At 63.9% G+C, this 24817-nt stretch carries 22 protein-coding genes and 1 pseudogene; 14 read left to right on the forward strand and 9 right to left on the reverse strand.

All coding sequences use genetic code 11. The annotated features are described in order from the left end of the window. Positions 1-3 precede the first annotated feature (3 nt). The 3 genes from ACZ899_RS26650 to ACZ899_RS26660 form a co-directional block, all read right to left on the reverse strand. A complete protein-coding gene (locus tag ACZ899_RS26650) occupies positions 4-396 on the reverse strand; it encodes an SH3 domain-containing protein (protein WP_203651508.1) in 393 nt (130 codons plus the stop codon). A gap of 143 nt (positions 397-539) precedes the next feature. Next, positions 540-839: a YciI family protein gene (locus tag ACZ899_RS26655; protein WP_186732960.1), complete on the reverse strand. Its 300-nt coding sequence runs from the start codon at positions 837-839 to the stop codon at positions 540-542. A gap of 1 nt (position 840) precedes the next feature. Then, positions 841-1437, reverse strand: a complete 597-nt coding sequence (locus ACZ899_RS26660) for a septation protein A (RefSeq protein WP_234561908.1) — start codon at positions 1435-1437, stop codon at positions 841-843. Positions 1438-1504: 67 nt separating this feature from the next. Between ACZ899_RS26660 and ACZ899_RS26665 the strand changes: the two genes are divergently transcribed. The 6 genes and pseudogenes from ACZ899_RS26665 (at position 1505) to ACZ899_RS26690 (ending at position 8024) form a co-directional block, all read left to right on the forward strand. Beyond that, positions 1505-2365, forward strand: coding sequence for a PHP domain-containing protein (locus tag ACZ899_RS26665; RefSeq protein ID WP_203651510.1), 861 nt, complete (start codon positions 1505-1507; stop codon positions 2363-2365). 13 nt (positions 2366-2378) lie between these two features. Next, positions 2379-3008 carry an L-threonylcarbamoyladenylate synthase gene (locus ACZ899_RS26670; RefSeq protein ID WP_082337815.1) on the forward strand — a complete coding sequence of 210 codons (630 nt, stop codon included), beginning with the start codon at positions 2379-2381 and terminating at the stop codon, positions 3006-3008. Between the two features lie 125 nt (positions 3009-3133). Further along, positions 3134-3832 (forward strand): segregation and condensation protein A, encoded by a 699-nt coding sequence (locus ACZ899_RS26675; RefSeq protein WP_234561911.1) that lies wholly within the window; start codon positions 3134-3136, stop codon positions 3830-3832. 14 nt (positions 3833-3846) lie between these two features. Beyond that, a pseudogene (gene scpB / locus ACZ899_RS26680) lies at positions 3847-4602 on the forward strand (SMC-Scp complex subunit ScpB); the annotation flags it as partial. Between the two features lie 235 nt (positions 4603-4837). After that, positions 4838-5902: a 23S rRNA pseudouridine(2605) synthase RluB gene (gene rluB, locus ACZ899_RS26685; protein ID WP_203651515.1), complete on the forward strand. Its 1065-nt coding sequence runs from the start codon at positions 4838-4840 to the stop codon at positions 5900-5902. 703 nt (positions 5903-6605) lie between these two features. Next, positions 6606-8024: an amino acid permease gene (locus ACZ899_RS26690; protein ID WP_232857337.1), complete on the forward strand. Its 1419-nt coding sequence runs from the start codon at positions 6606-6608 to the stop codon at positions 8022-8024. 158 nt (positions 8025-8182) lie between these two features. Here ACZ899_RS26690 and ACZ899_RS26695 read toward each other — a convergent pair whose 3' ends face one another. After that, a complete protein-coding gene (locus ACZ899_RS26695; protein WP_234563123.1) occupies positions 8183-9067 on the reverse strand; it encodes a LysR substrate-binding domain-containing protein in 885 nt (294 codons plus the stop codon). A 239-nt stretch (positions 9068-9306) separates the two neighbouring features. Here ACZ899_RS26695 and ydiJ point away from each other — a divergent pair, with 239 nt between their 5' ends. Further along, on the forward strand, positions 9307-12324 hold the full coding sequence (gene ydiJ, locus ACZ899_RS26700; protein WP_234561815.1) for a D-2-hydroxyglutarate dehydrogenase YdiJ: 3018 nt from the start codon (positions 9307-9309) through the stop codon (positions 12322-12324). Between the two features lie 245 nt (positions 12325-12569). Here ydiJ and ACZ899_RS26705 read toward each other — a convergent pair whose 3' ends face one another. The 4 genes from ACZ899_RS26705 to phhA form a co-directional block, all read right to left on the reverse strand. Beyond that, a complete protein-coding gene (locus ACZ899_RS26705) occupies positions 12570-12698 on the reverse strand; it encodes a hypothetical protein (RefSeq protein WP_256582346.1) in 129 nt (42 codons plus the stop codon). A gap of 366 nt (positions 12699-13064) precedes the next feature. Further along, positions 13065-14261 carry an amino acid aminotransferase gene (locus tag ACZ899_RS26710; protein WP_234561813.1) on the reverse strand — a complete coding sequence of 399 codons (1197 nt, stop codon included), beginning with the start codon at positions 14259-14261 and terminating at the stop codon, positions 13065-13067. Next, positions 14258-14614, reverse strand: coding sequence for a 4a-hydroxytetrahydrobiopterin dehydratase (locus tag ACZ899_RS26715; protein ID WP_234561811.1), 357 nt, complete (start codon positions 14612-14614; stop codon positions 14258-14260). The genes ACZ899_RS26710 and ACZ899_RS26715 overlap by 4 nt, the downstream gene beginning before the upstream one ends. Before the next feature lie 38 nt (positions 14615-14652). Next, positions 14653-15441, reverse strand: a complete 789-nt coding sequence (gene phhA, locus ACZ899_RS26720; protein ID WP_062360651.1) for a phenylalanine 4-monooxygenase — start codon at positions 15439-15441, stop codon at positions 14653-14655. A gap of 256 nt (positions 15442-15697) precedes the next feature. Here phhA and ACZ899_RS26725 point away from each other — a divergent pair, with 256 nt between their 5' ends. Then, positions 15698-17257 (forward strand): sigma-54-dependent transcriptional regulator, encoded by a 1560-nt coding sequence (locus tag ACZ899_RS26725; protein ID WP_234561809.1) that lies wholly within the window; start codon positions 15698-15700, stop codon positions 17255-17257. Between the two features lie 222 nt (positions 17258-17479). On the opposite strand, the gene ACZ899_RS26730 is transcribed toward ACZ899_RS26725, so the two are convergent. After that, complete coding sequence (locus tag ACZ899_RS26730; protein ID WP_023630669.1) at positions 17480-17734, reverse strand: DUF2790 domain-containing protein; 255 nt, start codon at positions 17732-17734, stop codon at positions 17480-17482. A gap of 406 nt (positions 17735-18140) precedes the next feature. Between ACZ899_RS26730 and acs the strand changes: the two genes are divergently transcribed. The 6 genes from acs to argR all read left to right on the forward strand — a co-directional run bounded on the left by acs (position 18141) and on the right by argR (position 24784). Further along, a complete protein-coding gene (gene acs, locus ACZ899_RS26735) occupies positions 18141-20102 on the forward strand; it encodes an acetate--CoA ligase (RefSeq protein WP_203651528.1) in 1962 nt (653 codons plus the stop codon). Positions 20103-20651: 549 nt separating this feature from the next. Further along, positions 20652-21437 carry an ABC transporter substrate-binding protein gene (locus ACZ899_RS26740; protein WP_203651530.1) on the forward strand — a complete coding sequence of 262 codons (786 nt, stop codon included), beginning with the start codon at positions 20652-20654 and terminating at the stop codon, positions 21435-21437. 91 nt (positions 21438-21528) lie between these two features. Then, positions 21529-22218 carry an ABC transporter permease gene (locus ACZ899_RS26745; protein WP_028691070.1) on the forward strand — a complete coding sequence of 230 codons (690 nt, stop codon included), beginning with the start codon at positions 21529-21531 and terminating at the stop codon, positions 22216-22218. Further along, positions 22215-22913 carry an ABC transporter permease gene (locus ACZ899_RS26750; RefSeq protein ID WP_203651534.1) on the forward strand — a complete coding sequence of 233 codons (699 nt, stop codon included), beginning with the start codon at positions 22215-22217 and terminating at the stop codon, positions 22911-22913. Before ACZ899_RS26745 ends, ACZ899_RS26750 begins: the two co-directional genes overlap by 4 nt. 22 nt (positions 22914-22935) lie before the next feature. Beyond that, positions 22936-23700, forward strand: a complete 765-nt coding sequence (locus ACZ899_RS26755; RefSeq protein ID WP_023630946.1) for an ABC transporter ATP-binding protein — start codon at positions 22936-22938, stop codon at positions 23698-23700. Positions 23701-23803: 103 nt separating this feature from the next. Then, on the forward strand, positions 23804-24784 hold the full coding sequence (gene argR, locus ACZ899_RS26760) for a transcriptional regulator ArgR (protein WP_186714503.1): 981 nt from the start codon (positions 23804-23806) through the stop codon (positions 24782-24784). Positions 24785-24817 lie beyond the last annotated feature (33 nt).

A 24817-nucleotide genomic window follows, 5' to 3' on the forward strand; every position in this document is an offset into this window, starting at 1 on the left:
CACTCAATTCAACCATTGCCGGCGTCTTCTGTGTCCGCCGCTGGCTAAGATACCGCAGACTGCCGACAACAGTGCAACGACCGAGCCGATCAGGAACCACTGCTGCTGGTCGGTGAGCAGGCGCTGGGGGGCGCTGCTGGCGGCCTGCAGTTCCTTGACCGTCAGTTTCAGGCGCTGGTTGTCCTGGCGCAGGCGCGAGAGCTGGGCGCTTTCGCGTTCGCTGTCCTGGTTCTGCAGTTGCAGGGTCAGCGCGTCGCGCTGTTTCTCGCTCTCTTCCAGGCGCTGCTGCAGCTCGGTGATCCGCGCCCCGGCTTCCAGCGACAGCGGCTGCTCGGCCGCGGCGAAAGGGGACAGCAGTAACAGGCAAAGCAGCAGGGACATCGGACCTTGACGCATTGGAACTCCTGATTCGTATCGATTCAGGAGGTTGTCGGCCAGTTGTCGGAATTTATGAATAGTGCCGCGTGGGGTGTAGCTGGGAGCGGCTTTGTGGGAGCGGCGCACCGCCGCTCCCACAAAGCCGCTCCCTCAACAGCCTGTTACGGCAGGACTTGCTTGAACGGCTTGACCACGACCTTGTCGTAGACGCCTGCGGCGATATACGGGTCGGCGTCGGCCCAGGCTTGGGCGGCGGCCAGCGAATCGAACTCGGCGACGATCAGGCTGCCGCTGAAACCGGCGGCGCCCGGGTCGTTGCTGTCGATGGCCGGGTGCGGGCCGGCGAGGACCACGCGGCCCTCGGCCTTGAGCTGCTGCAGGCGCTCAATATGGGCGGGGCGGGCGGCCAGGCGTTTTTCCAGGGAGTTTTCGACGTCGCTGGCGATGATGGCGTAGAGCATGTCAGTCCTTGGGTTTGGAGGTGGAAGGATCGGCATCGTGCAGGTGGCGCGACAGATAGACACCCTGGGCCACCAGGAACAGCACGGTCATGCCGAGGCTGCCGAACACCTTGAAGTCGACCCAGATGTCCTGGAAGGTGAAAGCGACAAACAGGTTGGCGGCGCCGCACACCAGGAAGAAACCGATCCACGCCAGGTTCAGGCGGGTCCAGACTGTTTCAGGGAGTGTCAGGGCGTGACCCATGATGCGCTTGATCAGCACCCGGTCACCGATGAAGTGGCTGCCGGCGAAGGCCAGTGCGAACAGCCAGTTGACCACCGGTGCTTTCCACTTGAGGAAGGTCTCGCTGTGGAAGGCCAGGGTCAGGCCACCGAACACCAGGCAGGCGACCAGGGTCAGCAACTGACCCTTTTCCAGCTTGCCGTGGCGCAGGAACAGCGCGCCGTAGACCACCACGGAGCTGGCGATCAGCATGGCGGTGGCGCTGTAGATCCCGCCGAACTCGAAGCCGTGGCCGGCGAATTCGACCGGGCGCGGGTCCAGTTTGTAGACGATGAAGAACAGCAGCAGCGGGATGAAATCGATGAATTGTTTCACAGTGGCAGCCAGAAGCGGGATGTGACGGCATAATAACAAACATCGATTCCTGCGAAAGCGCTCCTCCATGAATGTTGATCTGCACTGTCACAGCACGGCCTCCGACGGCGCCCTGTCGCCCACGGCACTGGTCGCCCGGGCCCACGAGCACGGGGTGCGGACGCTGTCGCTCACCGACCACGACACCCTCGAAGGCCTGCCCGAGGCCCGCCAGGCCTGCCTGGACAACGGCATGCAGTGGGTCAGCGGGGTAGAGTTGTCGTGCACCTGGGGCGGCGCCACCATCCATGTGCTGGGTTACGATTTCCCGCTCGATGCCCCGCCCTTGCTCGAAGCCATCGGCAATCTGCATCGCGGCCGCTGGCTGCGCGCCGAGGAAATCGACCGCAAGCTGGCGGCCAAGGGCATGCCCGGCGCGCTGGACGGTGCGCGGGCCGTGCAGCAGGAACTGGGTGACAGCGGCAACGCCCCGGCGCGCCCGCATTTCGCCGAATTCCTGGTGCGCGCAGGCTTCGTCAAGGACCGTGGCGAGGCCTTTCGCAAGTGGCTGGGCGCCGGCAAGCTGGGGGACGTCAAGCTGCACTGGCCGACGCTGGAGGAAACCGTCGCCACGTTGCGCCAGTCCAATGCCTGGGTGAGCCTGGCCCATCCCATGCACTACGAACTGACCCGCAGCAAGCGCAGACGGCTGATTGCCGACTATATTCAGGCAGGGGGGCAGGCGCTGGAAGTGGTCAATGGGATGATGCCGCCCGAGCAGGTGGGGACAATGTCGATCCTCACCCGTGAGTTCGGCTTGCTGGCAAGCGCCGGCAGTGACTTCCACGGCCCCGGCACCTGGGGCGAGATCGGTGCCTACCGGCCATTGCCCGAGGACCTGCCACCTCTGTGGCGTCGATTCCGACATGAACAGTCTATGGCGGTATGAACAGGACGACTACGTGAGCCAATTTTTCCAGATTCATGCGGAAAACCCGCAGGCGCGCCTGATCAAACAGGCCGTGGAGATCATCCGCAAGGGTGGGGTGGTGGTCTACCCGACCGACTCGGCCTATGCGATGGGCTGCCAGATCGGCGACAAGGGCGCCATCGAGCGGGTGCGCCGCCTGCGTCAGCTGGACAAGAACCACAACTTCACCCTGTTGTGCTGCGACCTGTCCGAGATGGGCACCTTCGCCAAGATCGACACGGCGACGTTCCGCCTGCTCAAGGCGCACATTCCGGGGCCCTACACCTTCATCCTCAACGCCACTCGTGAAGTGCCGCGCCTGTTGTTGCACGACAAGCGCCGCACCATCGGCCTGCGCGTGCCGTCCAACCCCATTGTCCTGGCGCTGCTCGAGGAGCTTGGCGAGCCGCTGATGAGCGTCAGCCTCATCCTGCCGGGCGACGACGAGCCGATGACCGACCCTTACGAGATCCGCCAGCGCCTGGAGCATCATGTCGACCTGATCATCGACGGCGGCTTCGGTGACCTGAAGGCTTCGACCGTCATCGACCTGTCCGGTGACGAGCCGGAGCTGATTCGTGAAGGGTGCGGGGATCCGACGCCGTTCCTGGTCAACGCATGAGCCAGATGGAAACGCCCGAGGCGCCGACCGACCAGGCCGATGCCCCCCAGCAGTTGCAGCTGGCCCTGGTCTATGGGGAGGTGCTGACCGAGCTGCCGGTGGACCTGTACATCCCGCCGGACGCGCTGGAAGTGATCCTCGAGGCCTTCGAAGGCCCGCTGGACCTGCTGCTGTACCTGATCCGCAAGCAGAACATCGATATCCTCGACATCCCGGTGGCCGAGATCACTCGCCAGTACATGGGCTATGTCGAGCTGATGAAGAACGTGCGCCTGGAACTGGCCGCCGAGTACCTGGTGATGGCCGCCATGCTCGCCGAGATCAAGTCGCGCATGCTGCTGCCGCGTTCCAGCGAGATCGAGGAAGAGGAAGGCGATCCACGCGCCGAGCTGATCCGCCGCCTGCAGGAGTACGAGCGCTTCAAGGCTGCCGCCGAAGGTATCGATGAGCTGCCGCGGGTTGGCCGCGACGTCGTCGTGCCGCGTCTCGAGGCCCCTCAGGCCAAGGTGCGCAAGCTGCTGCCGGAGGTCGCCCTGGAGGAGATCCTGCTGTCCATGGCCGAGGTCATGCGCCGCAACGACCTGTTCGAGAGCCACCAGATCACTCGCGAGACCTTGTCGACCCGCGAGCGCATGAGCGAGGTGCTCGAACGCCTCAAGGGCGGTGGCTTCGTGCCCTTCGTCGAACTGTTCACCCGCGAGGAGGGCAAGCTCGGCGTGGTGGTGACCTTCATGGCGATTCTCGAACTGGTGAAGGAATCGCTGATCGAACTCGTGCAAAATGAGCCTTTCGCCCCGATCCACGTCCGTGCCCGGGCAGAGTGACCTGACGACTACCGATGAACCTGAACGAACCCCGCGAACTGGCGTCGCTGATCGAGGCCTTCCTGCTCGCCTCGGGCAAGCCGCAATCCCTCGAGCGCCTCTATGAGCTGTTCGAGGAAGCCGAGCGCCCGGCCCCCGCCGTTTTCAAAAAGGCCCTGGAGGTGCTGGGCAAGTCCTGCAGCGGCCGTGCCTTCGAGCTCAAGGAAGTGGCCAGCGGCTATCGGCTGCAAATCCGCGAAGACTATGCACCCTGGGTCGGCCGCCTGTGGGAGGAGCGCCCGCAGCGCTATTCCCGTGCGCTGCTGGAAACCATGGCGCTGATCGCCTACCGCCAGCCCATCACCCGGGGCGAGATCGAGGACGTGCGCGGCGTGGCGGTCAACAGCAACATCATCAAGACCCTGATGGAGCGCGAGTGGATCCGTATCGTCGGCTACCGCGAGGTGCCAGGGCGTCCTGCGATGTTTGCCACCACCAAGGCGTTTCTCGATCACTTCAACCTCAAGAGCCTCGATGAACTGCCGGCGCTGGCCGAGTTGCGCGAGCTGGAGCCGGAACCGCTGCTCGACCCGGACGAGGCGCCGGTGCCCGCTCACCTGCAAGCCCTGGCCGATGCCAGCCTGGGCGAGGAGGGTGAGGAAGCGGAGCCCAAGGATGAGACCAGCTTCCGCTCGCTGCTGGTGGAGCTGGATGCGATGGAAGAAGGGCTCAAGACCGATTTCGATGATTTGCGCGATGAAGAAGAGCCTGAGGTCTCGGAGCAGGACGAGGGCAAGCTGCAGTCTTGATTTAACTACTGCCTGTGCCGGCCTCTTCGCGGGTAAACCCGCTCCCACAGGGGTATCACAAGCTGTGGGAGCGGGTTTACCCGCGAAGAGGCCGGCCCTGATCAGACAAAGGCCATTTGGCAGAAAAACACTTCCAATTCCACAAAACACTCTACTCTCCAGTGCGTTGCGCGTATGATGCGCGCCCGCTTTCACTACTACACCGGGAGGTGCCCAGATGAGTGACAAAGACCTGCAAGACCAACAACCCACCCCGCCGTCCGGCGAAAAACTGCAGAAAGTACTGGCGCGTATCGGCGTCGGCTCGCGTCGTGACGTCGAGGCCTGGATCGGCCAGGGCCGTATCAAGGTCAACGGCGTCGAGGCCACCCTGGGCCTGCGCGTCGACCTGCACGACGCCATCACCGTCGACGGCAAGCTGATCAAGCGTGTCGAGGCCGCCGAGGCGACCCGTCGCGTGATCATGTACAACAAGCCCGATGGCGAGATCTGCACCCGTGACGACCCGGAAGGCCGCCCGACCGTGTTCGACCGCCTGCCGCGCCCGAAAGAGGGCCGCTGGATCAACATCGGCCGCCTGGACATCAATACCACCGGCCTACTGCTGTTCACCACCGACGGTGAGCTGGCCAACCGCCTGATGCACCCGTCCTATGAAATGGACCGCGAGTACGCCGTGCGTGTGCGCGGCGAGGTCGACGACGACATGGTCGACCGCCTCAAGGCCGGCGTGGTGCTCGAGGACGGCCCGGCCAAGTTCACCGACATCCAGAAGGCACCGGGCGGCGAAGGCTTCAACCACTGGTACCACTGCGTGGTGATGGAAGGCCGCAACCGTGAGGTGCGCCGCCTGTGGGAATCCCAGGGGGTGGTGGTCAGCCGCCTGAAGCGTGTGCGTTTCGGCCCGGTGTTCCTCAACTCCGACCTGCCGATGGGCCGCTGGCGCGAAATGAGCCAGGGCGAGATCGACATCCTCGCCGCCGAAGTCGGCCTGCAGCCGGTGGCGCTGCCGGAGATGAAGCTCAAGGCCAAGGACAAGCTCGAGCGCCTGCAGCGCAAGTCGACCCGCCCGCTGGGGCGTGGCGAGCGTGTGCGCACCCTGCGTCCGGCCGCCGAAGGGCAGGGCGAGCGCCCGGCGCGCGCGCCGCGTGAAGAGGCTGCACCGCGCAAGGGCAGCCGCGGCAGCGCGGTGGCCGAGCGCCCGAGCGAGATGCGCAAGCGTCCAGCCCGTCCCGAAGGCGACAAGCCAGCCGGTCGTGGTCGCGGCAAGCCGCGTGGCTGATCTGGCCCGGTAACGAAAGAGCCAGCCTTCGGGCTGGTTTTTTTGTGCCTGTTGAAAAGGAAGTCCCTCGATACGCATCCCAGTGTAGGAGCGGGCTTGCCCCGCGATGGGCCGCAAAGCGGCCCCAAGTACCTGAACAGACAGAATTTTTCCCGACCGGTGGCAAATTTTCAAACCACCTTGTAAAGAAAACTATACGATTCTGGACCTTTTCCCCGGCTTGCCTGTGCTTCCCCACTCTTCGTCACAAAATCTTTCCAAGACTTGCGCGCCAGAGCCTCCCCGGTCCCCTTCACCCTCTTCCCAAACCCCCGCCCAAACGCTGAGATAGCGCCATTGCCGTGTGCAGAGCCAGGCAGGATCGCCAGGCACTTAAAACAACAAAATGGAGGCGCCATGCACGCCGATCACTCCGCCTTTTCAGGCCTTCACCCCAGGACCGCTGCGTTTTTTCCACAGGAAACGATGCAACGCGTTGACGCCTGCGCGTTTGCAGGGGTATACAATGCGCCGCGTTTTACCTGTGACTCCCTTGCGTACCGCGCACGCTTGCTGACACCCGGTTGATCCGCCCCTGGCCACCAAGGCCCCGAGCGACTGCCCGTCACAAGTATCCAAGGTAACCACCTTGCCCATTCCGCTGCGCCACGAGTGCGGTGGGTCCGATTCCGTCACAGATAAAAACAAGCAGGTGACTTCGTTCATGAGTGGACATAATTCACAGTCTGGCGAACTCAAGCGTGGCTTGAAGAACCGCCATATCCAACTGATCGCCCTGGGTGGCGCGATCGGCACCGGATTGTTCCTGGGCTCGGCCGGCGTGATGAAGTCCGCCGGTCCGTCGATGATCCTCGGCTATGCGATCTGCGGCTTCATCGCCTTCATGATCATGCGCCAGCTCGGCGAGATGATCGTCGAAGAGCCGGTGGCCGGCTCCTTCAGCCATTTCGCGCACAAGTACTGGGGCGGTTTCGCCGGCTTCCTGTCGGGCTGGAACTGCTGGGTGCTGTACATCCTGGTGGGCATGTCGGAGCTGTCGGCAGTGGGCAAGTATGTCCATTACTGGTGGCCGGAGATCCCGACCTGGGTCACCGCGGCGGCATTCTTCCTGCTGATCAACGCCATCAACCTGATGAACGTGAAGTTCTTCGGTGAGGCCGAGTTCTGGTTCGCGATCATCAAGGTCGCCGCCATCGTCGGCATGATCGGCCTGGGCGCCTACCTGCTGACCAGCGGCAGTGGTGGCCCGGAAGCGTCGGTGACCAACCTGTGGGCCCATGGCGGCTTCTTCCCGCATGGCGTCAGCGGCCTGGTCATGGCCCTGGCCTTCATCATGTTCTCCTTCGGTGGCCTGGAAATGCTCGGCTTCACCGCGGCCGAGGCCGACAAGCCGAAGACCGTGATCCCCAAGGCGATCAACCAGGTCATCTACCGCATCCTGATCTTCTACGTGGGTGCCCTGGTGGTGCTGCTGTCGCTGACCCCGTGGGACAGCCTGGTGGCCAGCATCGACGCGTCCGGCGGCAGCTATGGCAGCAGCCCGTTCGTCCAGGTCTTCTCGCTGCTGGGTAGCGACGTGGCCGCGCACCTGCTGAACTTCGTGGTCCTGACCGCGGCGCTGTCGGTGTACAACAGCGGTACCTACTGCAACGCCCGCATGCTCCTGGGCATGGCCGAGCAGGGCGATGCCCCGGCGGCGCTGGCCAAGGTCGACCGTCGCGGCGTGCCGGTACGTTCGATCCTGGTGTCGGCGGCCGTGACCCTGATCGCGGTGCTGCTCAACTACCTGATGCCGCAGAACGCCCTGGAGCTGCTGATGTCGCTGGTGGTAGCGACCCTGGTGATCAACTGGGCGATGATCAGCTACTCGCACCTGAAGTTCCGCCAGCACCTCGACCGCACTGGCCAGAAGCCGCTGTTCAAGGCGCTGTGGTACCCGTACGGCAACTACCTGGTGCTGGCCTTCGTGGTGCTGATCCTCGGCATCATGCTGCAGATCCCGGGCATCCAGGTGTCGGTGTACGCCATGCCGGTATGGCTGGTGGTGATGTATGTGTTCTACGTGCTCAAGAGCAAGCGTGGGGCGCAGGCCAACGGCGCTGCCGGTAGCGTGGCCAAGTAAGCGCCGAGGCGCTTCGGCAAAACCCGATGCCGGGTGACTGGCATCGGGTTTTTTGTTGTCTGTACCGGCCTCTGCGCGGGTAAACCCGCTCCCACAGGGGGCACAGAACCTGTGGGAGCGGGTTTACCCGCGAATGGCCGGCTCTGGCAACCGATGACTCAGATCTGTTCCAGCAACCAGCCACGAAACGCCCGCAACGAAGGCAATGCCTCATTCCTCGGCGGATAGATCAGGTAGTAGCTGCGCTGGCTGGCAAACGGCGCCCCCGGGCTGAACAGCTCGCCACTGGCCAGTTCCTCCTCCACCAGAATCCTGGGCACCAGGCCAATCCCTATCCCCGCCCGCACCGCCTGGATCAGGTGCGACGTCAACTCGAAACTCGGCCCCAGGCGCATCGCCCGGTGGGGCAGGGCGTGGTGGGAGAACCATTCTCCCCAGGCATGGGGGTTGTTGGCGACGTTGAGCAGCACCTCTTCGCTGATCCGCGACGGGTTCCAGTCCTGGCCGTCGCGAGCGCAGTCCGGCGGGAGGATCACCAACAGTTCCTCGGCGTGCAGGCGATGGCAGACCAGCCCGGGCAGGTCGTGGGTGGCCACGCCGATGGCCGCGTCGATCTCGCTGGTGTCGAAGTTGATCGCTTCGATACGAGAATGAATGTGCACCAGCATGCCCGGATGAGCGCCATAGAACGCATGCAGGCGCGGCAGCAGCCATTTCGAGCCGAAGGTCGGTAGGGTCGCCAGGCGCAGGGTACCGACCCCGGACTGATAGGCCAGGGCTTGCAGGGTGGCGCTGCGGATACGCCCCAAGGCTTCGCTCAGCTCGCGCTGGTAAAGACGGCCCACGTCGGTCAGTTGCACCTGGCGCCCCTCGCGGCGGAACAGGGTGAGCCCCAGTTGCTGTTCCAGCGCCTGCACCTGGCGACTTACCGCGCTCTGGGTCAGCGACAGCTCGGCGGCGGCGCGGGTGTAGCTTTCATGTCGCGCGGCGGCCTCGAAGGCCAGTAGCAGCGACATCGAAGGGGTGAGGTGGCGGTAATTCATTCATAAAGCTCATCGATAGCGGCAGGAATATCCGTTTGCCCCTGGCGCGAAACTACAGGAACATGGGCGTATTCGTCATGCGGTATAGATCATTCATACCGTAGTCGCAGGAAATACAACATCTCGTGGGAGCGGGCTTGCCCCGCGATGGCGCCATCGCGGGGCAAGCCCGCTCCCACGAGATGTTGCAATGCCTGGAACCCGTGAACTAGCCAATATCGAATAGAGGCCATCCTTCGATGATCGCCCAGCTGCCGCCCCGCGCGCCCGCCGCCCATTACCCTGAATTCCTCGAAGCCCTGAAGAACAGCGGCTTCCGTGGCCAGATCAGTGCCGACTACGGCACCCGTACTGTGCTGGCCACCGACAACTCCATCTACCAGCGGCTGCCCCAGGCGGCGGTGTTCCCGTTGGATGCCGACGATGTGGCGCGGGTTGCCACGCTCATGGCCGAGCCACGCTTTCGCGACATCAAGCTGACCCCGCGTGGTGGCGGCACCGGCACCAACGGCCAGTCGCTGACCGACGGCATCGTCGTCGACCTGTCGCGGCACATGAACAGCATTCTCGAGATCAACGTCGAGCAGCGCTGGGTGCGGGTCCAGGCGGGCGTGGTCAAGGACCAGCTCAACGCCGCGCTCAAGCCCCATGGGCTGTTCTTCGCGCCGGAGCTTTCGACCTCCAACCGCGCCACCGTCGGCGGCATGATCAACACCGACGCCAGCGGCCAGGGCAGTTGCACCTATGGCAAGACTCGCGACCACGTGCTCGAGCTGCACAGCGTGCTGCTTGGTGGCGAGCGCCTGCACAGCCTGCCGATCGACGACGCGGCCCTGGAGCAGGCCTGCGCCGCGCCCGGCCGGGTCGGCGAGGTGTACCGCATGGCCCGCGAGATCCAGCAAACCCAGGCCGGGCTGATCGAAAGCACCTTCCCCAAGCTCAACCGCTGCCTGACCGGCTACGACCTGGCGCACCTGCGCGACGAGCAGGGCCGCTTCAACCTCAACAGCGTGCTGTGCGGCGCCGAAGGCTCGCTGGGCTATGTGGTCGAGGCCAAGCTCAATGTGCTGCCGATCCCGAAGTACGCGGTACTGGTCAACGTGCGCTACACCAGCTTCATGGACGCCCTGCGCGATGCCAACGCGCTGATGGCGCACAAGCCGCTGTCGATCGAGACCGTTGACTCCAAGGTGCTGATGCTGGCGATGAAGGACATCGTCTGGCACAGCGTCGCCGAGTACTTCCCGGCCGATGCCGAGCGCCCGACGCTGGGCATCAACCTGGTGGAGTTCTGCGGCGACGAGCCGGCCGAGGTCAATGCCCGGGTCGAGGCGTTTGTCGCGCACCTGCAGCGCGACACCAGCGTCGAACGCCTGGGACATACCCTGGCGGAGGGCGCCGAGGCGGTCACCAGGGTCTACACCATGCGCAAGCGTTCGGTGGGGCTGCTGGGCAACGTCGAAGGCGAGGTGCGGCCACAGCCGTTCGTCGAGGACACCGCCGTGCCGCCGGAGCAACTGGCTGACTACATCGCCGACTTCCGCGCGCTGCTCGACGGTTACGGCCTGGCCTACGGCATGTTCGGCCATGTCGATGCCGGCGTGCTGCACGTGCGCCCAGCGCTGGACATGAAGGATCCGGCCCAGGCCGCGCTGGTCAAGCCGATCTCCGATGCCGTGGCGGCGCTGACCCAGCGCTATGGCGGCCTGCTCTGGGGCGAGCATGGCAAAGGCCTGCGCTCCGAGTACGTGCCGGAATACTTCGGCGCGTTGTACCCGGCACTGCAGCGCCTCAAGGGCGCCTTCGATCCGCACAACCAGCTCAACCCGGGCAAGATCTGCACCCCGCCGGACAGCGCCGAAGGCCTGACCCCGGTGGATGGCGTGACCCTGCGCGGTGACCTTGACCGCAGTATCGACGAACGCGTCTGGCAAAGCTTCGCCAGCGCCGTGCACTGCAACGGCAACGGCGCCTGCTACAACTACGATCCCAACGACGCCATGTGCCCGTCGTGGAAGGCCACCCGCGAACGCCAGCATTCACCCAAGGGGCGCGCTTCGCTGATCCGCGAATGGTTGCGCCTGCAGGGCGAGGCGAACATCGATGTGCTCGCCGCCGCCCAACGCAAGGCGTCCTGGTTCAAGGGGCTGCCGGCGCGCCTGCGCAACAGCCGTGCGCGCCAGCAGGGGCAGGCGGATTTCTCCCACGAGGTGTACGACGCCATGGCCGGCTGCCTGGCGTGCAAGTCCTGCGCCGGGCAGTGCCCGATCAAGGTCAATGTGCCAGACTTCCGCTCGCGCTTCCTCGAGCTGTACCACGGCCGCTACCAGCGTCCGCTGCGCGATTACCTGATCGGTTCGCTGGAATTCACCATCCCGTACCTGGCCCATGCACCGGGCCTGTACAACGCGGTGATGGGCTCGAAGTGGGTGAGCAGGCTGCTGGCGGACAAGATCGGCATGGTCGACAGCCCGCTGATCAGCCGTTTCAACTTCCAGGCCACCCTGACCCGTTGCCGGGTTCAGGTGGCGAGCGTGCCGGCCTTGCGCGAGCTAACCCCGGCCCAGCGCGAGCGCAGCATCGTGCTGGTGCAGGATGCCTTCACCCGCTATTTCGAGACGCCACTGCTGGCCTCGTTCATCGAGCTGGCCCATCGCCTGGGGCACAAGGTGTTCCTCGCGCCCTACAGCGCCAACGGCAAGCCGTTGCATGTGCAGGGTTTCCTCGGCGCCTTCGCCAGGGCGGCGATCCGCAACGCCACCCAGCTCAAGAGCCTGGCCGACTGCGGCGTGCCGTTGGTGGGGCTGGACCCGGCGATGACCCTGGTCTATCGCCAGGAGTACCAGAAGGTCGATGGCGTGGAGTGCCCGTCGGTGCTGTTGCCCCAGGAATGGCTGATGAACGTGCTGCCCGAGCAGGCGCCGGTCAAGGCCGACAGCTTCCGCCTGATGGCCCACTGCACCGAGAAGACCAATGTGCCGGCCAGTACCCGGCAGTGGGAGCAGGTGTTCGCCCGCCTGGGGTTGAAGCTGGTCACCGAGGCCACCGGCTGCTGCGGCATGTCCGGTACCTATGGGCATGAAGCGCGGAACCAGGAAACCTCGAGGACCATCTTCGAGCAGTCCTGGGCGACCAAGCTGGACAAGCAGGGCGAGGCGTTGGCGACCGGTTATTCGTGTCGCAGCCAGGTCAAGCGCATGACCGAGAAGCAGTTGCGCCATCCGCTGGAGGTGGTGTTGCAGTACGCGCAGCGCTGAGGCGCGTCATTCGGTGCAGGCCTCTTCGCGGGTAAACCCGCTCCCACAGGATCGTCGCTGCCTTTGATGGCGGTGCTGTACCTGTGGGAGCGGGTTTGATGGAAACGACTTGCAGGGTGACCGCAATGGGGGTGCGGTAAGTCGGGTATGGAAGTCTTCGGTAGGGATTCTGGACGGTGTGAAAACGCGATGACGGGGATATCCCGCAGGTCAGCCGTTTTCACACAGTCGGGTGGGGTGCGCGATTATTCCTGGTCGGCGCTGGATTGATCGTCACCGTCCTGGTCGACGGCGGGCGTCGGTTCGGCGTGGGCGGCAACGGATTGCTCTTCGGGGTTCAGGCTTGGGAAGGGAAGATTCGGGATTTCATGCATCTCGTCGTTCCTCGCAAGTGTGAGTGAAAAGGCGGCGCCAGGGCGCATGTGTGGCTTCGAAAAGCTGGGGCAGGATACAGCAGTCTGGATGACAGTTTGAGATTTTTGCCGGGCGCCGGTCGGTTTTAGCGGGCGATCAGCGCACCGCCGACTGTGTTCGGGCGCCGGAAACACTGTGGGAGCAACAGTCTTGTACTGCCTGCGTTCGATTCATCGCAGGCTGCGCTCCCCCACAGTTACAGCGCTTGATGTCGAAGCGGCGCGTATCCTGTGGGAGCGGGTTTACCCGCGAACACCGGCGAAGCCGGTGCCATCCACCGCGTCGCTTGCTTCGCGGCTAAAGCCGCTCCCACAGGTACTGCGATATCAGCGACAGACGTCGGCGATGGTAGCCGCCAGCTTCTCCAGGCGCTGCGCATCCGCCCCGGCGATGTTCGCCCGGCCGGTACCGACCATGTACACACTGTGCCGTTCACGCAGCAGGCGCACTTGCTCGGGGTTCAGCCCGGTGTAGGAGAACATCCCGCGTTGCGCGGCGATGTGCGCGAAGCGCTCGGCCAGGCCGTGTGGCGCCAGCGCCTGCACCAGGCCCTGGCGAAGCTCGGCGATGCGCTGGCGCATGGCGTTCACTTCCTCGACCCACAGCGCCTTGAGCGCCGGATCACCGAGGATCTCGGCCACCACCGCGGCGCCATGGTCCGGTGGCGTGGACCACAGGTTGCGCGCAATGAATGCCAGCTGGCTGCGCACATCCAGCAGTTTCTCGGCATCGTGGCTGCACACCAGCAGGGCGCCGGTGCGGTCGCGGTAAAGGCCGAAGTTCTTCGAGCAGGAGCTGGTGATCAGCAGTTCCGGCAGTTCGGCGGCAAACAGGCGCACCGCCCAGGCGTCTTCTACCAGGCCGTCACCGAAGCCCTGGTAGGCGAAGTCGATCAGTGGCAGCAGGTTGCGGCGCTTGACGATGTCGAGCACCGCGCGCCAGTCGTCCTGGCCCAGGTCGAAACCGGTCGGGTTGTGGCAGCAGGCGTGCAGCAGCACCACGTCGCCTTCCGGTGCTTGTTCCAGCGCGGCGAGCATGCCGTCGACGTTCAGGCGGTTGTCCTTGCCCACGTAGGGGTAGTGGGACACCTTGAGCCCGGCGCCGGCGAAGATCGTCTCGTGGATCGGCCAGGTCGGGTCGCTCAGCCAGATGCCACGCCCCGGCAGGCAGTGGGTGATGAACTCCGCCGCCAGGCGCAGGGCACCGGTGCCACCCGGGGTCTGGGTGGCACCGGCGCGCTGGCTGGCCAGCAGCGGCGAGTCGCTGCCCAGCACCAGTTCGCTGACCAGGCGGCCGAACGCCGCGTCGCCATGGCCGCCGACATAGCTCTTGGTGGCTTGGCGTTCGACCAGGCGCTGCTCGGCCTGCTTGACCGCCGCGGGAATCGGCGTCAGGCCCTGGGCGTCCTTGAACACGCCGACACCCAGGTCGAACTTGGCCGGGTTGTCGTCGCGGGCGTAGGCCTCCATCAGCCCCAGGATCGGGTCGCCAGGGACCCGACCGATGGCCGCGAAGTGCATCACTTGCGCCCTTCGGCGGTCTTGGCGACCTCGTCGGTGCGCGCGCACATGATGAAGTCGTTGCGGTGCAGGCCCTTGATCGAGTGGCTCCACCAGGTCACGGTGACCTTGCCCCACTCGGTCAGCAGGCCTGGGTGATGGCCTTCGGCTTCGGCGATTTCGCCGATGGCGTTGGTGAAGGCCAGGGCGTGCTTGAAGTTCTTGAACAGGAACACGCGCTCGAGCTCCATGTGGCCGTCGCGGACTTCGATGTTCCAGTCCGGGATCTCGCGGATCAGTACCGCCAGCTCCTCGTCGCTGACTTTCGGCGCATCGGCGCGGCAGGCTTCGCAGTGGGCTTGGTTCAAGGCATTCATGGGTGTTTTCCGGTTTGAGTTGTTATCGACAGGGGCGCTCAGGCAGCGACCTTGGGTGGAAACTTCGGTGCGTGCAGGCCCAGCTGCATGGCCTGGTGGACCATGGCCATGATGTCTTCGTGGGCCAGGTCGAACAGGCGCTTCATGTTCGGCAGGACGAAGTACAGGGGCTGCAGGATATCGATGCGGTACGGCGTGCGCATGGCCTCGATCGGGTCGAAGGCCTGGTGCTCCGGCTCGCCGGACAGACTGTAGACGGTCTCTTTCGGCGAAGAGAGAATGCCGCCGCCGTAGATCTTGCGACCCTGCGCGGTCTCCATCAGGCCGAACTCGATGGTCATCCAGTACAGGCGAGCCAGGTACACACGCTGTTCCTTGGTCGCCGCCAGGCCCAGCTTGCCGTAGGTGTGGGTGAATTCGGCGAAGAAGGGGTTGGTCAGCAGCGGGCAGTGGCCGAAGATCTCGTGGAAGATGTCGGGCTCCTGCAGGTAGTCCAGCTCTTCCGGGGTGCGGATGAAGGTGGCGACCGGGAAGCGCTTGCTGGCCAGCAGTTCGAAGAAGGTCTGGAAGGGGATCAGCGCCGGCACGCGGGCGACCTGCCAGCCGGTGGTGGCGCCCAGCACCTTGTTGATTTCGCCGAGCTGCGGGATGCGGTCATGGGGCAGCTTGAGCTGCTCAATGCCGTCCAGGTATTCCTGGCATGCCCGGCCTTCGATCACTTTCAGTTGGCGAGTGATCAGGGTGTTCCACACCGCATGCTCTTGCTGCGGGTAGTCGATAAAACCATGCGCATCGGGCTCGCGTGCCACGTATTGCGTCTGTTTCATGTGGCTCTCCTGGTGAGGGCGTTCTTGTTATGTACAGGACATACCTTAGGAATATCCCTACAAACGCGGCTTTGCACCGGGGTTGAGGCCAGTTGTGGCTATCCGCTGGTCCTGAATTCGTAACGATAATTTTACAAAAATGCCCTTGTGCCGGAAAATCACGGGCATCGAGCTGGGCGGAAGGGTGATTCTGTCAGCTTATCTTTACGACTTTTCCGCGTGCCGAGTAAAAACCTTGGCCGCTTCGAGAGCTTCCATGCGTATCAAAGTGCACTGCCAGAACCGCATCGGCATCCTGCGGGACATCCTCAACCTGCTGGTGGAGTACGGCATCAACGTGCTGCGCGGCGAGGTGGGTGGCGATCATGGCAACGCCATCTACCTGCACTGCCCGAACCTGATCAACCTGCAGTTCCAGGCCCTGCGGCCGAAGTTCGAGTCGATTGCCGGGGTGTTCGGGGTCAAGCGCGTCGGCCTGATGCCCAGCGAGCGTCGGCACATGGAGCTCAATGCGCTCTTGGGCGCGCTGGATTTCCCGGTGCTGTCGATCGACATGGGCGGCAGCATCGTCGCCGCCAACCGCGGTGCGGCGCAGTTGCTCGGGGTGCGGGTGGACGAGGTGCCGGGCATTCCGTTGTCGCGCTATGTCGAGGACTTCGACCTGCCGGAGCTTATCCGCGCCAACAAGTCGCGGATCAACGGCCTGCGCATCAAGGTCAAGGGCGATGTGTTCCTCGCCGATATCGCGCCGTTGCAGTCGGAGCATGACGACAGCGAGGCCCTGGCGGGCGCGGTGATCACCTTGCATCGTGCCGATCGCATCGGCGAGCGTATCTACAACGTGCGCAAGCAAGAGCTGCGTGGCTTCGACAGTATCTTCCAGAGCTCGCGGGTGATGGCCGCGGTGGTGCGTGAGGCGCGGCGCATGGCGCCGCTGGATGCGCCGCTGTTGATCGAGGGCGAGACCGGTACCGGCAAGGAGTTGCTGGCGCGTGCCTGCCACCTGGCCAGCCCCCGTGGCCAGGCACCACTGATGGCGCTCAACTGCGCCGGCCTGCCGGAGTCGATGGCCGAGACCGAGCTGTTCGGCTACGGGCCGGGGGCGTTCGAGGGCGCGCGTGCCGAAGGCAAGCTTGGGCTGCTGGAGCTTACCGCCGGGGGCACGCTGTTCCTCGATGGCGTCGGGGAGATGAGCCCGCGCTTGCAGGTCAAGCTGCTGCGCTTCCTGCAGGATGGCTGTTTCCGTCGTGTCGGCAGTGACGAAGAGGTGTACCTGGACGTGCGGGTGATCTGCGCGACCCAGGTCGACCTGTCCGAGCTGTGCGCCCGGGGAGAGTTCCGCCAGGACCTCTACCATCGCCTCAATGTGCTGTCGCTGCACATTCCGCCGCTGCGCGAGTGCATGGATGGCCTGGAGGGGCTGGTGCAGCACTTCCTTGACCAGGCCAGCCGGCAGATCGGCTGCCCGATGCCGCGCCTGGCACCGGCGGCGATGGACAAGCTTGCCCAATATCATTGGCCGGGCAACGTGCGCCAGCTGGAGAACGTGCTGTTCCAGGCGGTGTCGTTGTGCGAGGGCGGGGTGGTGAAGAGCGAACATATCCGCTTGCCGGACTATGGCGCACGCCAACCATTGGGTGAGTTTTCCCTGGATGGCGATCTTTCGCAAATTGTCGGGCGGTTTGAAAAGGCGGTATTGGAAAGTCTGATGAGCGAGTTTCCAAGTAGCCGGGCGCTGGGGAAAAGATTGGGAGTTTCCCATACGACCATTGCCAACAAGTTGCGGGATTATTCGTTGAACAAGTCGGGGGATTGAGTGTGGCTAATTGCCTTGAAAGTTACACTTCTTCCTGTAGGAGCGGCCTTGTGTCGCGAAAGGGCTGCATAGCAGCCCCAGATTCTCAGCAGCATGCCAAGATCGCCGGGGCCGCTTTGCGGCCCTTTCGCGACACAAGGCCGCTCCTACAGGGATCGCGCAAGGCTTGAGGTTGGCGCGGTCGGAGTGGGAGCGGGCTTGCCCCGCGATAAACTTATGGCCTCAGCCGTTGGAACAACCATTCCCCATCACGCGGTATTCGAGAATGTGCTTCTGGCCCTGGGAGTCCTCGTAGGTCATGCGGGCTGGCACCACTTCGCAGACGTTCGGCACTTCGCTCATGGAAATGACGCGGGCGATGTCCAGGTGCTGCGAATAACTGTACTGTTCAACCGGAATCTGCTCGACATCTTTTGCTTCGCCGGCCAATGCCGCGCCGCAAAAACCGCCAAGTACCAATACCAGTAAAGCTTTCATTTTCAAGTTACCTGTCTAAGGTCGTGAGGGGGCACGCGGCGCTTATGGCGCCGCGAGTACAGCAAGTTTCAACTATCGGGATGAGGTACGGATTAACGCTGCCTTCGTGGGGGCTGTTACCAAGTTAATCGCGTTGCCGTTGCTGGCGAGATGAATTTTAGGCAGGCGCCCACGGCTGAAACAGAGGGGGTTTTGATAAAGTCTTTTGACAGAATCTGTAACAATCCCCGTCGAAACCCTGTCTTTTCCTCTCGGAGATGGCTGCATGCCATGTACTAGAGCGGTCGCGCCTGATTGGTGAGTCGACGGCCCGTCGTGTTACTACCAACGTCGAATGGCCTTGGCCGCTCTGGTACAGTTACAAACGGTTCCATACAAAAACAACTATTACACCGAGGTAACACAGATGAGTGCGGCTCCACTGTATCCCGTTCGTCCCGAGGTTGCGGCCAGTACCCTGACCGACGAGGCCACCTACAAGGCCATGTACCAGCAATCGGTGATCAACCCGGACGGCTTCTGGCGCGAGCAGGCCCAGCGTCTGGACTGGATCAAGCCTTTCACCAAGGTCAAGCAGACCTCGTTCGACGACCACCATGTCGATATCAAGTGGTTCGCCGACGGCACTCTGAACGTTTCCTACAACTGCCTGGACCGCCACCTCGAAGAGCGCGGCGACCAGCTGGCGATCATCTGGGAGGGCGACGACCCTTCCGAACACCGCAACATCACCTACCGCGAGCTCCACGAGCAGGTCTGCAAGTTCGCCAACGCCCTGCGTGGCCAGGACGTGCACCGCGGCGACGTGGTCACCATCTATATGCCGATGATTCCCGAGGCCGTGGTTGCCATGCTGGCCTGCGCCCGCATCGGTGCGATCCACTCGGTGGTGTTCGGCGGCTTCTCGCCGGAGGCGCTGGCCGGTCGCATCATCGACTGCAAGTCGAAAGTGGTGATCACCGCCGACGAAGGCCTGCGCGGCGGCCGCCGTACCCCGCTCAAGGCCAACGTCGACCTGGCCCTGACCAACCCTGAAACCAGCAGCGTGCAGAAGATCATCGTGTGCAAGCGCACCGGTGGCGACATCGCCTGGCACCAGCATCGCGACATCTGGTACGAAGACCTGATGAAGGTTGCCTCCAGCCACTGCGCGCCGAAAGAGATGGGCGCCGAGGAGGCGCTGTTCATCCTCTATACCTCCGGCTCCACCGGCAAGCCCAAGGGCGTGCTGCACACCACTGGCGGTTACCTGGTGTATGCCGCGCTGACCCACGAGCGCGTGTTTGACTACCGTCCGGGCGAGGTCTACTGGTGCACCGCCGACGTGGGCTGGGTCACCGGTCACAGCTACATTGTCTACGGCCCGCTGGCCAACGGCGCCACCACGCTGCTGTTCGAGGGCGTGCCGAACTACCCGGACATCACCCGGGTGTCGAAGATCGTCGACAAGCACAAGGTCAATATCCTCTACACCGCGCCAACCGCCATTCGCGCCATGATGGCCGAAGGTGAAGCGGCGGTGGCCGGTGCCGATGGCTCCAGCCTGCGCCTGCTGGGCTCGGTGGGCGAGCCGATCAACCCCGAGGCCTGGAACTGGTACTACAAGACCGTCGGCAAGGAGCGTTGCCCGATCGTCGATACCTGGTGGCAGACCGAGACTGGCGGTGTGCTGATCAGCCCACTGCCGGGCGCCACCGCACTGAAGCCTGGCTCGGCGACCCGCCCGTTCTTCGGCGTGGTGCCGGCGCTGGTGGACAACCTGGGCAACCTGATCGAAGGCGCCGCCGAGGGCAACCTGGTGATCCTCGACTCCTGGCCGGGTCAGTCGCGTTCGCTGTACGGCGACCACGACCGTTTCGTCGACACCTACTTCAAGACCTTCCGTGGCATGTACTTCACCGGTGACGGTGCCCGTCGCGACGAAGACGGCTACTACTGGATCACCGGTCGCGTCGACGACGTGCTCAACGTCTCCGGACACCGCATGGGCACCGCCGAGATCGAGAGCGCGATGGTGGCGCATCCGAAGGTCGCCGAAGCGGCGGTGGTGGGCGTGCCGCACGATATCAAGGGGCAGGGCATCTATGTCTATGTCACCCTCAATGCTGGCGAGGAGTCGAGCGAGCAACTGCGCCTTGAGCTGAAGAACTGGGTGCGCAAGGAAATCGGCCCGATCGCCTCGCCGGATGTGATCCAGTGGGCGCCGGGGCTGCCGAAGACCCGTTCGGGCAAGATCATGCGCCGCATCCTGCGCAAGATCGCCACCGGCGAGTACGACGCGCTGGGTGATATCTCCACCCTGGCCGACCCAGGGGTGGTGCAGCACCTGATCGACACCCACAAGGCGATGAGCCTGGCCACCGCCTGAGTCGAAGCGTCGCGGCAAGTCGGCTCCTGAAGGTCGTGGGAGCGGGCTTGCCCCGCGATCAGGCCATCAGTAAAAGCCCCGCCCACACCCGGCGGGGTTTTTGCTTTACTGATGCAGACTGTTACTCCGACATTCATCGGTAACCCTGGTTGTCACCGATTTCGCCCAAATGCGGGGTTTGTGGAAACATTCATGTGCCATTTGAGTGCATTCCTGCGAGCATTTTGTGCAGGGTCGCACGCTGCGCTTGCCGGAATACAAGGCTTTGCCAATAATGGGCCCGCTTATTGCTTTGGGTATAGGTTATTTCTCTTTTGCTCTTGCATATCTCGCAGGAGCTGTCAATATCGCCCGCCGCGGTTCCTGGCGCTTCTGTAATTAGTTGTCGCTTTGAAGAAATATCGACCACCGGGCTGTCGCTAGAATGCCACTCACTCGCTCGTGGTCTGCGACCTTGGTCGAAACCTGCGCGGCTCGCGCTGTACCCATTCGCATATCGGGCAGCCGTTACAACTGCCTTGTATTGCCCCGTACCGATGGAGTTACCTGATGAAGAAGCTCGCACTGCTTGGCGCCCTGGCGCTTTCCGTGTTTTCCCTGGTATCGCAGGCCGATGAGAAGCCGTTGAAGATCGGTATCGAGGCCGCCTACCCACCCTTCGCCTTCAAGCAGCCTGATGGCAGCCTCGCCGGCTTCGACTACGACATCGGCAACGCCCTGTGCGAAGAGATGAAAGCCAAGTGCACCTGGATCGAGCAGGAGTTCGACGGCCTGATCCCGGCGCTGAAAGTGCGCAAGATCGACGCCATCCTGTCGTCCATGTCGATCACCGACGATCGCAAGAAGTCGGTCGACTTCACCAAGCGCTACTACCTGACCCCGGCGCGCCTGGTCATGAAGGAAGGCACCACCGTCAGCGACAGCCTGGCTGAGCTCAAGGGCAAGAAGATCGGCGTGCAGCGCGGCTCGATCCATGATCGCTTCGCCAAGGAAGTCCTGGGCGCGCAAGGCGCCACCGTCGTGCCTTACGGCACCCAGAACGAAATCTACCTGGACGTCGCCGCCGGTCGTCTTGACGGTACCGTGGCCGACGCCACCCTGCTCGAAGACGGTTTCCTGAAAACCGACGCCGGCAAGGGCTTTGCCTTCGTAGGCCCGGCCTTCACCGATTCCAAGTACTTCGGTGACGGTATCGGCATCGCCCTGCGCAAGGGTGACAAGGCCAACGCCGACCGCATCAACGCCGCCATCGACGCGATCCGTGCCAACGGCAAATACAAAGAGATCGAGAAGAAGTACTTCAACTTCGACATCTACGGTCCAGACTCGAAGTAAGCCATCGAGTTTCACCTGTGCAATGGTGCAAACAGCAGAAGCTCTGAGGTTTGCACCATTTTTCATTCCCAAGCCCTGAGGAATTCGAATCATGTTGAAAGGCTATGGGGCAGTCATCCTCGACGGAGCGTGGCTGACGCTGCAGCTCGCCCTGTCGTCGATGGCCCTGGCCATCGTCCTCGGCCTGATCGGCGTGGCGCTGCGCTTGTCGCCGGTGCGCTGGCTGGCCTGGCTGGGGGATCTGTATTCCACGGTGATCCGTGGCATCCCTGACCTGGTCCTGATCCTGCTGATCTTCTACGGCGGCCAGGACATCATCAACCGGGTGGCGCCGCTGCTCGGCTATGACGACTACATCGACCTGAACCCCCTGGTCGCCGGCATCGGCACCCTGGGCTTCATCTTCGGTGCCTACCTCTCGGAAACCTTCCGCGGCGCCTTCCTGGGGATTCCCAAGGGGCAGGCCGAGGCGGGTGCGGCCTACGGCATGAGCGGTGTCCAGGTGTTCTTCCGGATCATGGTGCCGCAGATGATCCGCCTGGCGATCCCGGGCTTCACCAACAACTGGCTGGTGCTGACCAAGGCTACCGCGCTGATTTCGGTGGTCGGTCTGCAGGACATGATGTTCAAGGCCAAGCAGGCGGCGGACGCCACCCGCGAACCCTTCACCTTCTTCCTCGCGGTGGCGGCGTTGTACCTGGTGCTGACCAGTGTCTCGCTGCTGGCGCTGAAGTATCTCGAGAAGCGCTACTCGGTGGGCGTCAAGGCGGCTGAACTATGATCTTCGACTACAACGTCATCTGGGAGGCCCTGCCGCTGTACCTGGGCGGCCTGCTGACCACCCTCAAGCTGCTGGCGCTGTCGCTGCTGTTCGGCCTGCTGGCGGCAATTCCGCTGGGCCTGATGCGCGTCTCCAAGCAGCCGCTGGTGAACATGAGTGCCTGGCTGTACACCTACGTGATCCGCGGCACGCCGATGCTGGTGCAGTTGTTCCTGATCTACTACGGCCTGGCCCAGTTCGAGGCAGTGCGCGAGAGCTTCCTGTGGCCGTGGCTGTCCAGCGCGACCTTCTGCGCCTGCCTGGCCTTCGCCGTCAACACCAGTGCCTACACCGCCGAGATCATCGCTGGCAGCCTCAAGGCCACGCCCCATGGCGAGATCGAGGCGGCCAAGGCCATCGGCATGTCGCGCATGAAGATGTACCGCCGCATCCTCCTGCCGTCGGCCCTGCGCCGGGCGCTGCCGCAGTACAGCAACGAAGTGATCATGATGCTGCAGACCACCAGCCTGGCGTCGATCGTCACCCTGATCGACATCACCGGTGCCGCGCGCACGGTCAACGCCCAGTACTACCTGCCTTTCGAGGCCTACATCACGGCGGGCGTGTTCTACCTGTGCCTGACCTTCATCCTCGTGCGCCTGTTCAAGATGGCCGAACGCCGCTGGCTCGGCTACCTGGCGCCGCGCAAGCACTGACCGCTCTGTGAGATCCGACAGCATGTACAAACTCCAAATCCAAGACCTGCACAAGCGCTACGGCAGCCATGAGGTGCTCAAGGGTGTCTCCCTCGAAGCCAAGGCAGGCGACGTGATCAGCATCATCGGCTCCAGCGGCTCGGGCAAATCGACCTTCCTGCGCTGCATCAACCTGCTGGAGCAGCCGCACGCGGGCAAGATCCTGCTCAACAACGAAGAGCTCAAGCTGGTGGCCGGCAAGGACGGCGCGCTCAAGGCCGCCGACCCGAAACAGCTGCAGCGCATGCGCTCGCGCCTGTCGATGGTGTTCCAGCATTTCAACCTGTGGTCGCACATGACCGCGCTGGAGAACGTCATCGAGGCGCCGGTGCACGTGCTGGGCGTGAACAAGAAGGAAGCGCTGGAGAAGGCCGAACACTACCTGGCCAAGGTTGGCGTGTCCCACCGCAAGGATGCCTTCCCCGGTCACATGTCCGGCGGCGAGCAGCAGCGCGTGGCCATCGCCCGCGCCCTGGCCATGGAGCCGGAGGTGATGCTGTTCGACGAGCCGACCTCGGCGCTCGACCCGGAGCTGGTGGGCGATGTGCTCAAGGTGATGCAGTCGCTGGCCCAGGAAGGTCGCACCATGGTGGTGGTCACCCACGAGATGGGCTTTGCCCGCGAAGTATCCAACCAGCTGGTGTTCCTGCACAAGGGGCTGGTGGAGGAGCGCGGCTGCCCGCGCGAGGTGCTGGTCAATCCGCAGTCCGAGCGCCTCAAGCAGTTCCTTTCCGGCAGCCTGAAGTAATCGCTGCACATTTGCACCATAATGGGGCATGCTGCGCCATCCGCGCGGCATGCCCTGGCGCCACAAGCGCGAACCCTTCCTCCCAGGTTTCGGACCACGCCCTATGACCACCCAGCGAATCGGATTTCTCATCTGGCCAAGCACCAAGCCGCTGACCCTGGCGTTGGCTGAAGAGGTGCTGCAGGTGGCCCAGCGGGTGCATCCGGACGTGGTCTACGAGCTGGCCTACCTGCAGGCCGAAGCCGTTCAGGAGGGCGCCTGGCGCCTGCCGGGCGAGGCATGGAACGGTCGTCTGGAGGGTTGCCACAAGCTGTTCCTGCTGGCCGACGAGCCACCGGCGGCCATCGGTTCGTCGCTGTCCGCCGCGCTCAAGCAGCTGGCGCGCAGCGGCTGCATGATCGGAGGCCTGTCCGCCGGCGTGTATCCGCTGGCGGCGCTGGGCCTGCTCGATGGCTACCGCGCCGCGGTGCACTGGCGTTGGCAGGACGATTTCGCCGAGCGCCACCCCAAGGTGATTGCCACCAGCCACCTGTTCGACTGGGACCGTGATCGCCTGACCGCCTGCGGTGGCATGGCGGTGACCGACCTGCTGCTGGCGGTGCTGGCGCGCGATCATGGCGCGGAGCTGGCGGGCGCGGTGTCGGAAGAGCTGGTGGTCGAGCGTATCCGTGAAGGCGGCGAGCGCCAGCGCATTCCGCTGCAGAATCGCCTGGGCTCCAGCCACCCCAAGCTCACCCAGGCGGTGCTGCTGATGGAGGCCAATATCGAGGAGCCGCTGACCACCGACGAGATCGCCCAGCATGTGTGCGTGTCCCGCCGTCAGCTGGAGCGGATCTTCAAGCAGTACCTCAATCGGGTGCCCAGCCAGTATTACCTGGAGCTGCGCCTGAACAAGGCGCGGCAGATGCTGATGCAGACCAGCAAGTCGATCATCCAGATCGGACTGTCCTGCGGGTTCTCCTCGGGGCCGCATTTTTCCAGTGCGTACCGCAACTTCTTTGGCGCCACGCCGCGTGAAGACCGTAACCAGCGGCGCAGCAGCAGCCCGTTCGAGCTGAGTTCGGCGCCGGCCGAGCGGGGCTGAAGCGCTCCCACGGGTTGCATTGCTCGTGGGAGC

It is taken from the genome of Pseudomonas sp. TE31087 (assembly GCF_057284075.1).

Excerpts from the sequence above, each read along its gene's own strand:
- ACZ899_RS26730 (WP_023630669.1), bottom strand. The coding sequence starts at position 17,734 with ATGAAAGCTTTACTGGTATTGGTACTTGGCGGTTTTTGCGGCGCGGCA.
- acs (WP_203651528.1), top strand. The coding sequence starts at position 18,141 with ATGAGTGCGGCTCCACTGTATCCCGTTCGTCCCGAGGTTGCGGCCAGT.
- ACZ899_RS26650 (WP_203651508.1), bottom strand. The coding sequence starts at position 396 with ATGCGTCAAGGTCCGATGTCCCTGCTGCTTTGCCTGTTACTGCTGTCC.
- ACZ899_RS26725 (WP_234561809.1), top strand. The coding sequence starts at position 15,698 with ATGCGTATCAAAGTGCACTGCCAGAACCGCATCGGCATCCTGCGGGAC.
- rluB (WP_203651515.1), top strand. The coding sequence starts at position 4,838 with ATGAGTGACAAAGACCTGCAAGACCAACAACCCACCCCGCCGTCCGGC.
- phhA (WP_062360651.1), bottom strand. The coding sequence starts at position 15,441 with ATGAAACAGACGCAATACGTGGCACGCGAGCCCGATGCGCATGGTTTT.
- ACZ899_RS26745 (WP_028691070.1), top strand. The coding sequence starts at position 21,529 with ATGTTGAAAGGCTATGGGGCAGTCATCCTCGACGGAGCGTGGCTGACG.
- ACZ899_RS26690 (WP_232857337.1), top strand. The coding sequence starts at position 6,606 with ATGAGTGGACATAATTCACAGTCTGGCGAACTCAAGCGTGGCTTGAAG.
- argR (WP_186714503.1), top strand. The coding sequence starts at position 23,804 with ATGACCACCCAGCGAATCGGATTTCTCATCTGGCCAAGCACCAAGCCG.
- ACZ899_RS26715 (WP_234561811.1), bottom strand. The coding sequence starts at position 14,614 with ATGAATGCCTTGAACCAAGCCCACTGCGAAGCCTGCCGCGCCGATGCG.
- ACZ899_RS26655 (WP_186732960.1), bottom strand. The coding sequence starts at position 839 with ATGCTCTACGCCATCATCGCCAGCGACGTCGAAAACTCCCTGGAAAAA.
- ACZ899_RS26705 (WP_256582346.1), bottom strand. The coding sequence starts at position 12,698 with ATGCATGAAATCCCGAATCTTCCCTTCCCAAGCCTGAACCCCGAAGAG.
- ACZ899_RS26740 (WP_203651530.1), top strand. The coding sequence starts at position 20,652 with ATGAAGAAGCTCGCACTGCTTGGCGCCCTGGCGCTTTCCGTGTTTTCC.
- ydiJ (WP_234561815.1), top strand. The coding sequence starts at position 9,307 with ATGATCGCCCAGCTGCCGCCCCGCGCGCCCGCCGCCCATTACCCTGAA.
- ACZ899_RS26695 (WP_234563123.1), bottom strand. The coding sequence starts at position 9,067 with ATGAATTACCGCCACCTCACCCCTTCGATGTCGCTGCTACTGGCCTTC.
- ACZ899_RS26755 (WP_023630946.1), top strand. The coding sequence starts at position 22,936 with ATGTACAAACTCCAAATCCAAGACCTGCACAAGCGCTACGGCAGCCAT.
- ACZ899_RS26750 (WP_203651534.1), top strand. The coding sequence starts at position 22,215 with ATGATCTTCGACTACAACGTCATCTGGGAGGCCCTGCCGCTGTACCTG.
- ACZ899_RS26665 (WP_203651510.1), top strand. The coding sequence starts at position 1,505 with ATGAATGTTGATCTGCACTGTCACAGCACGGCCTCCGACGGCGCCCTG.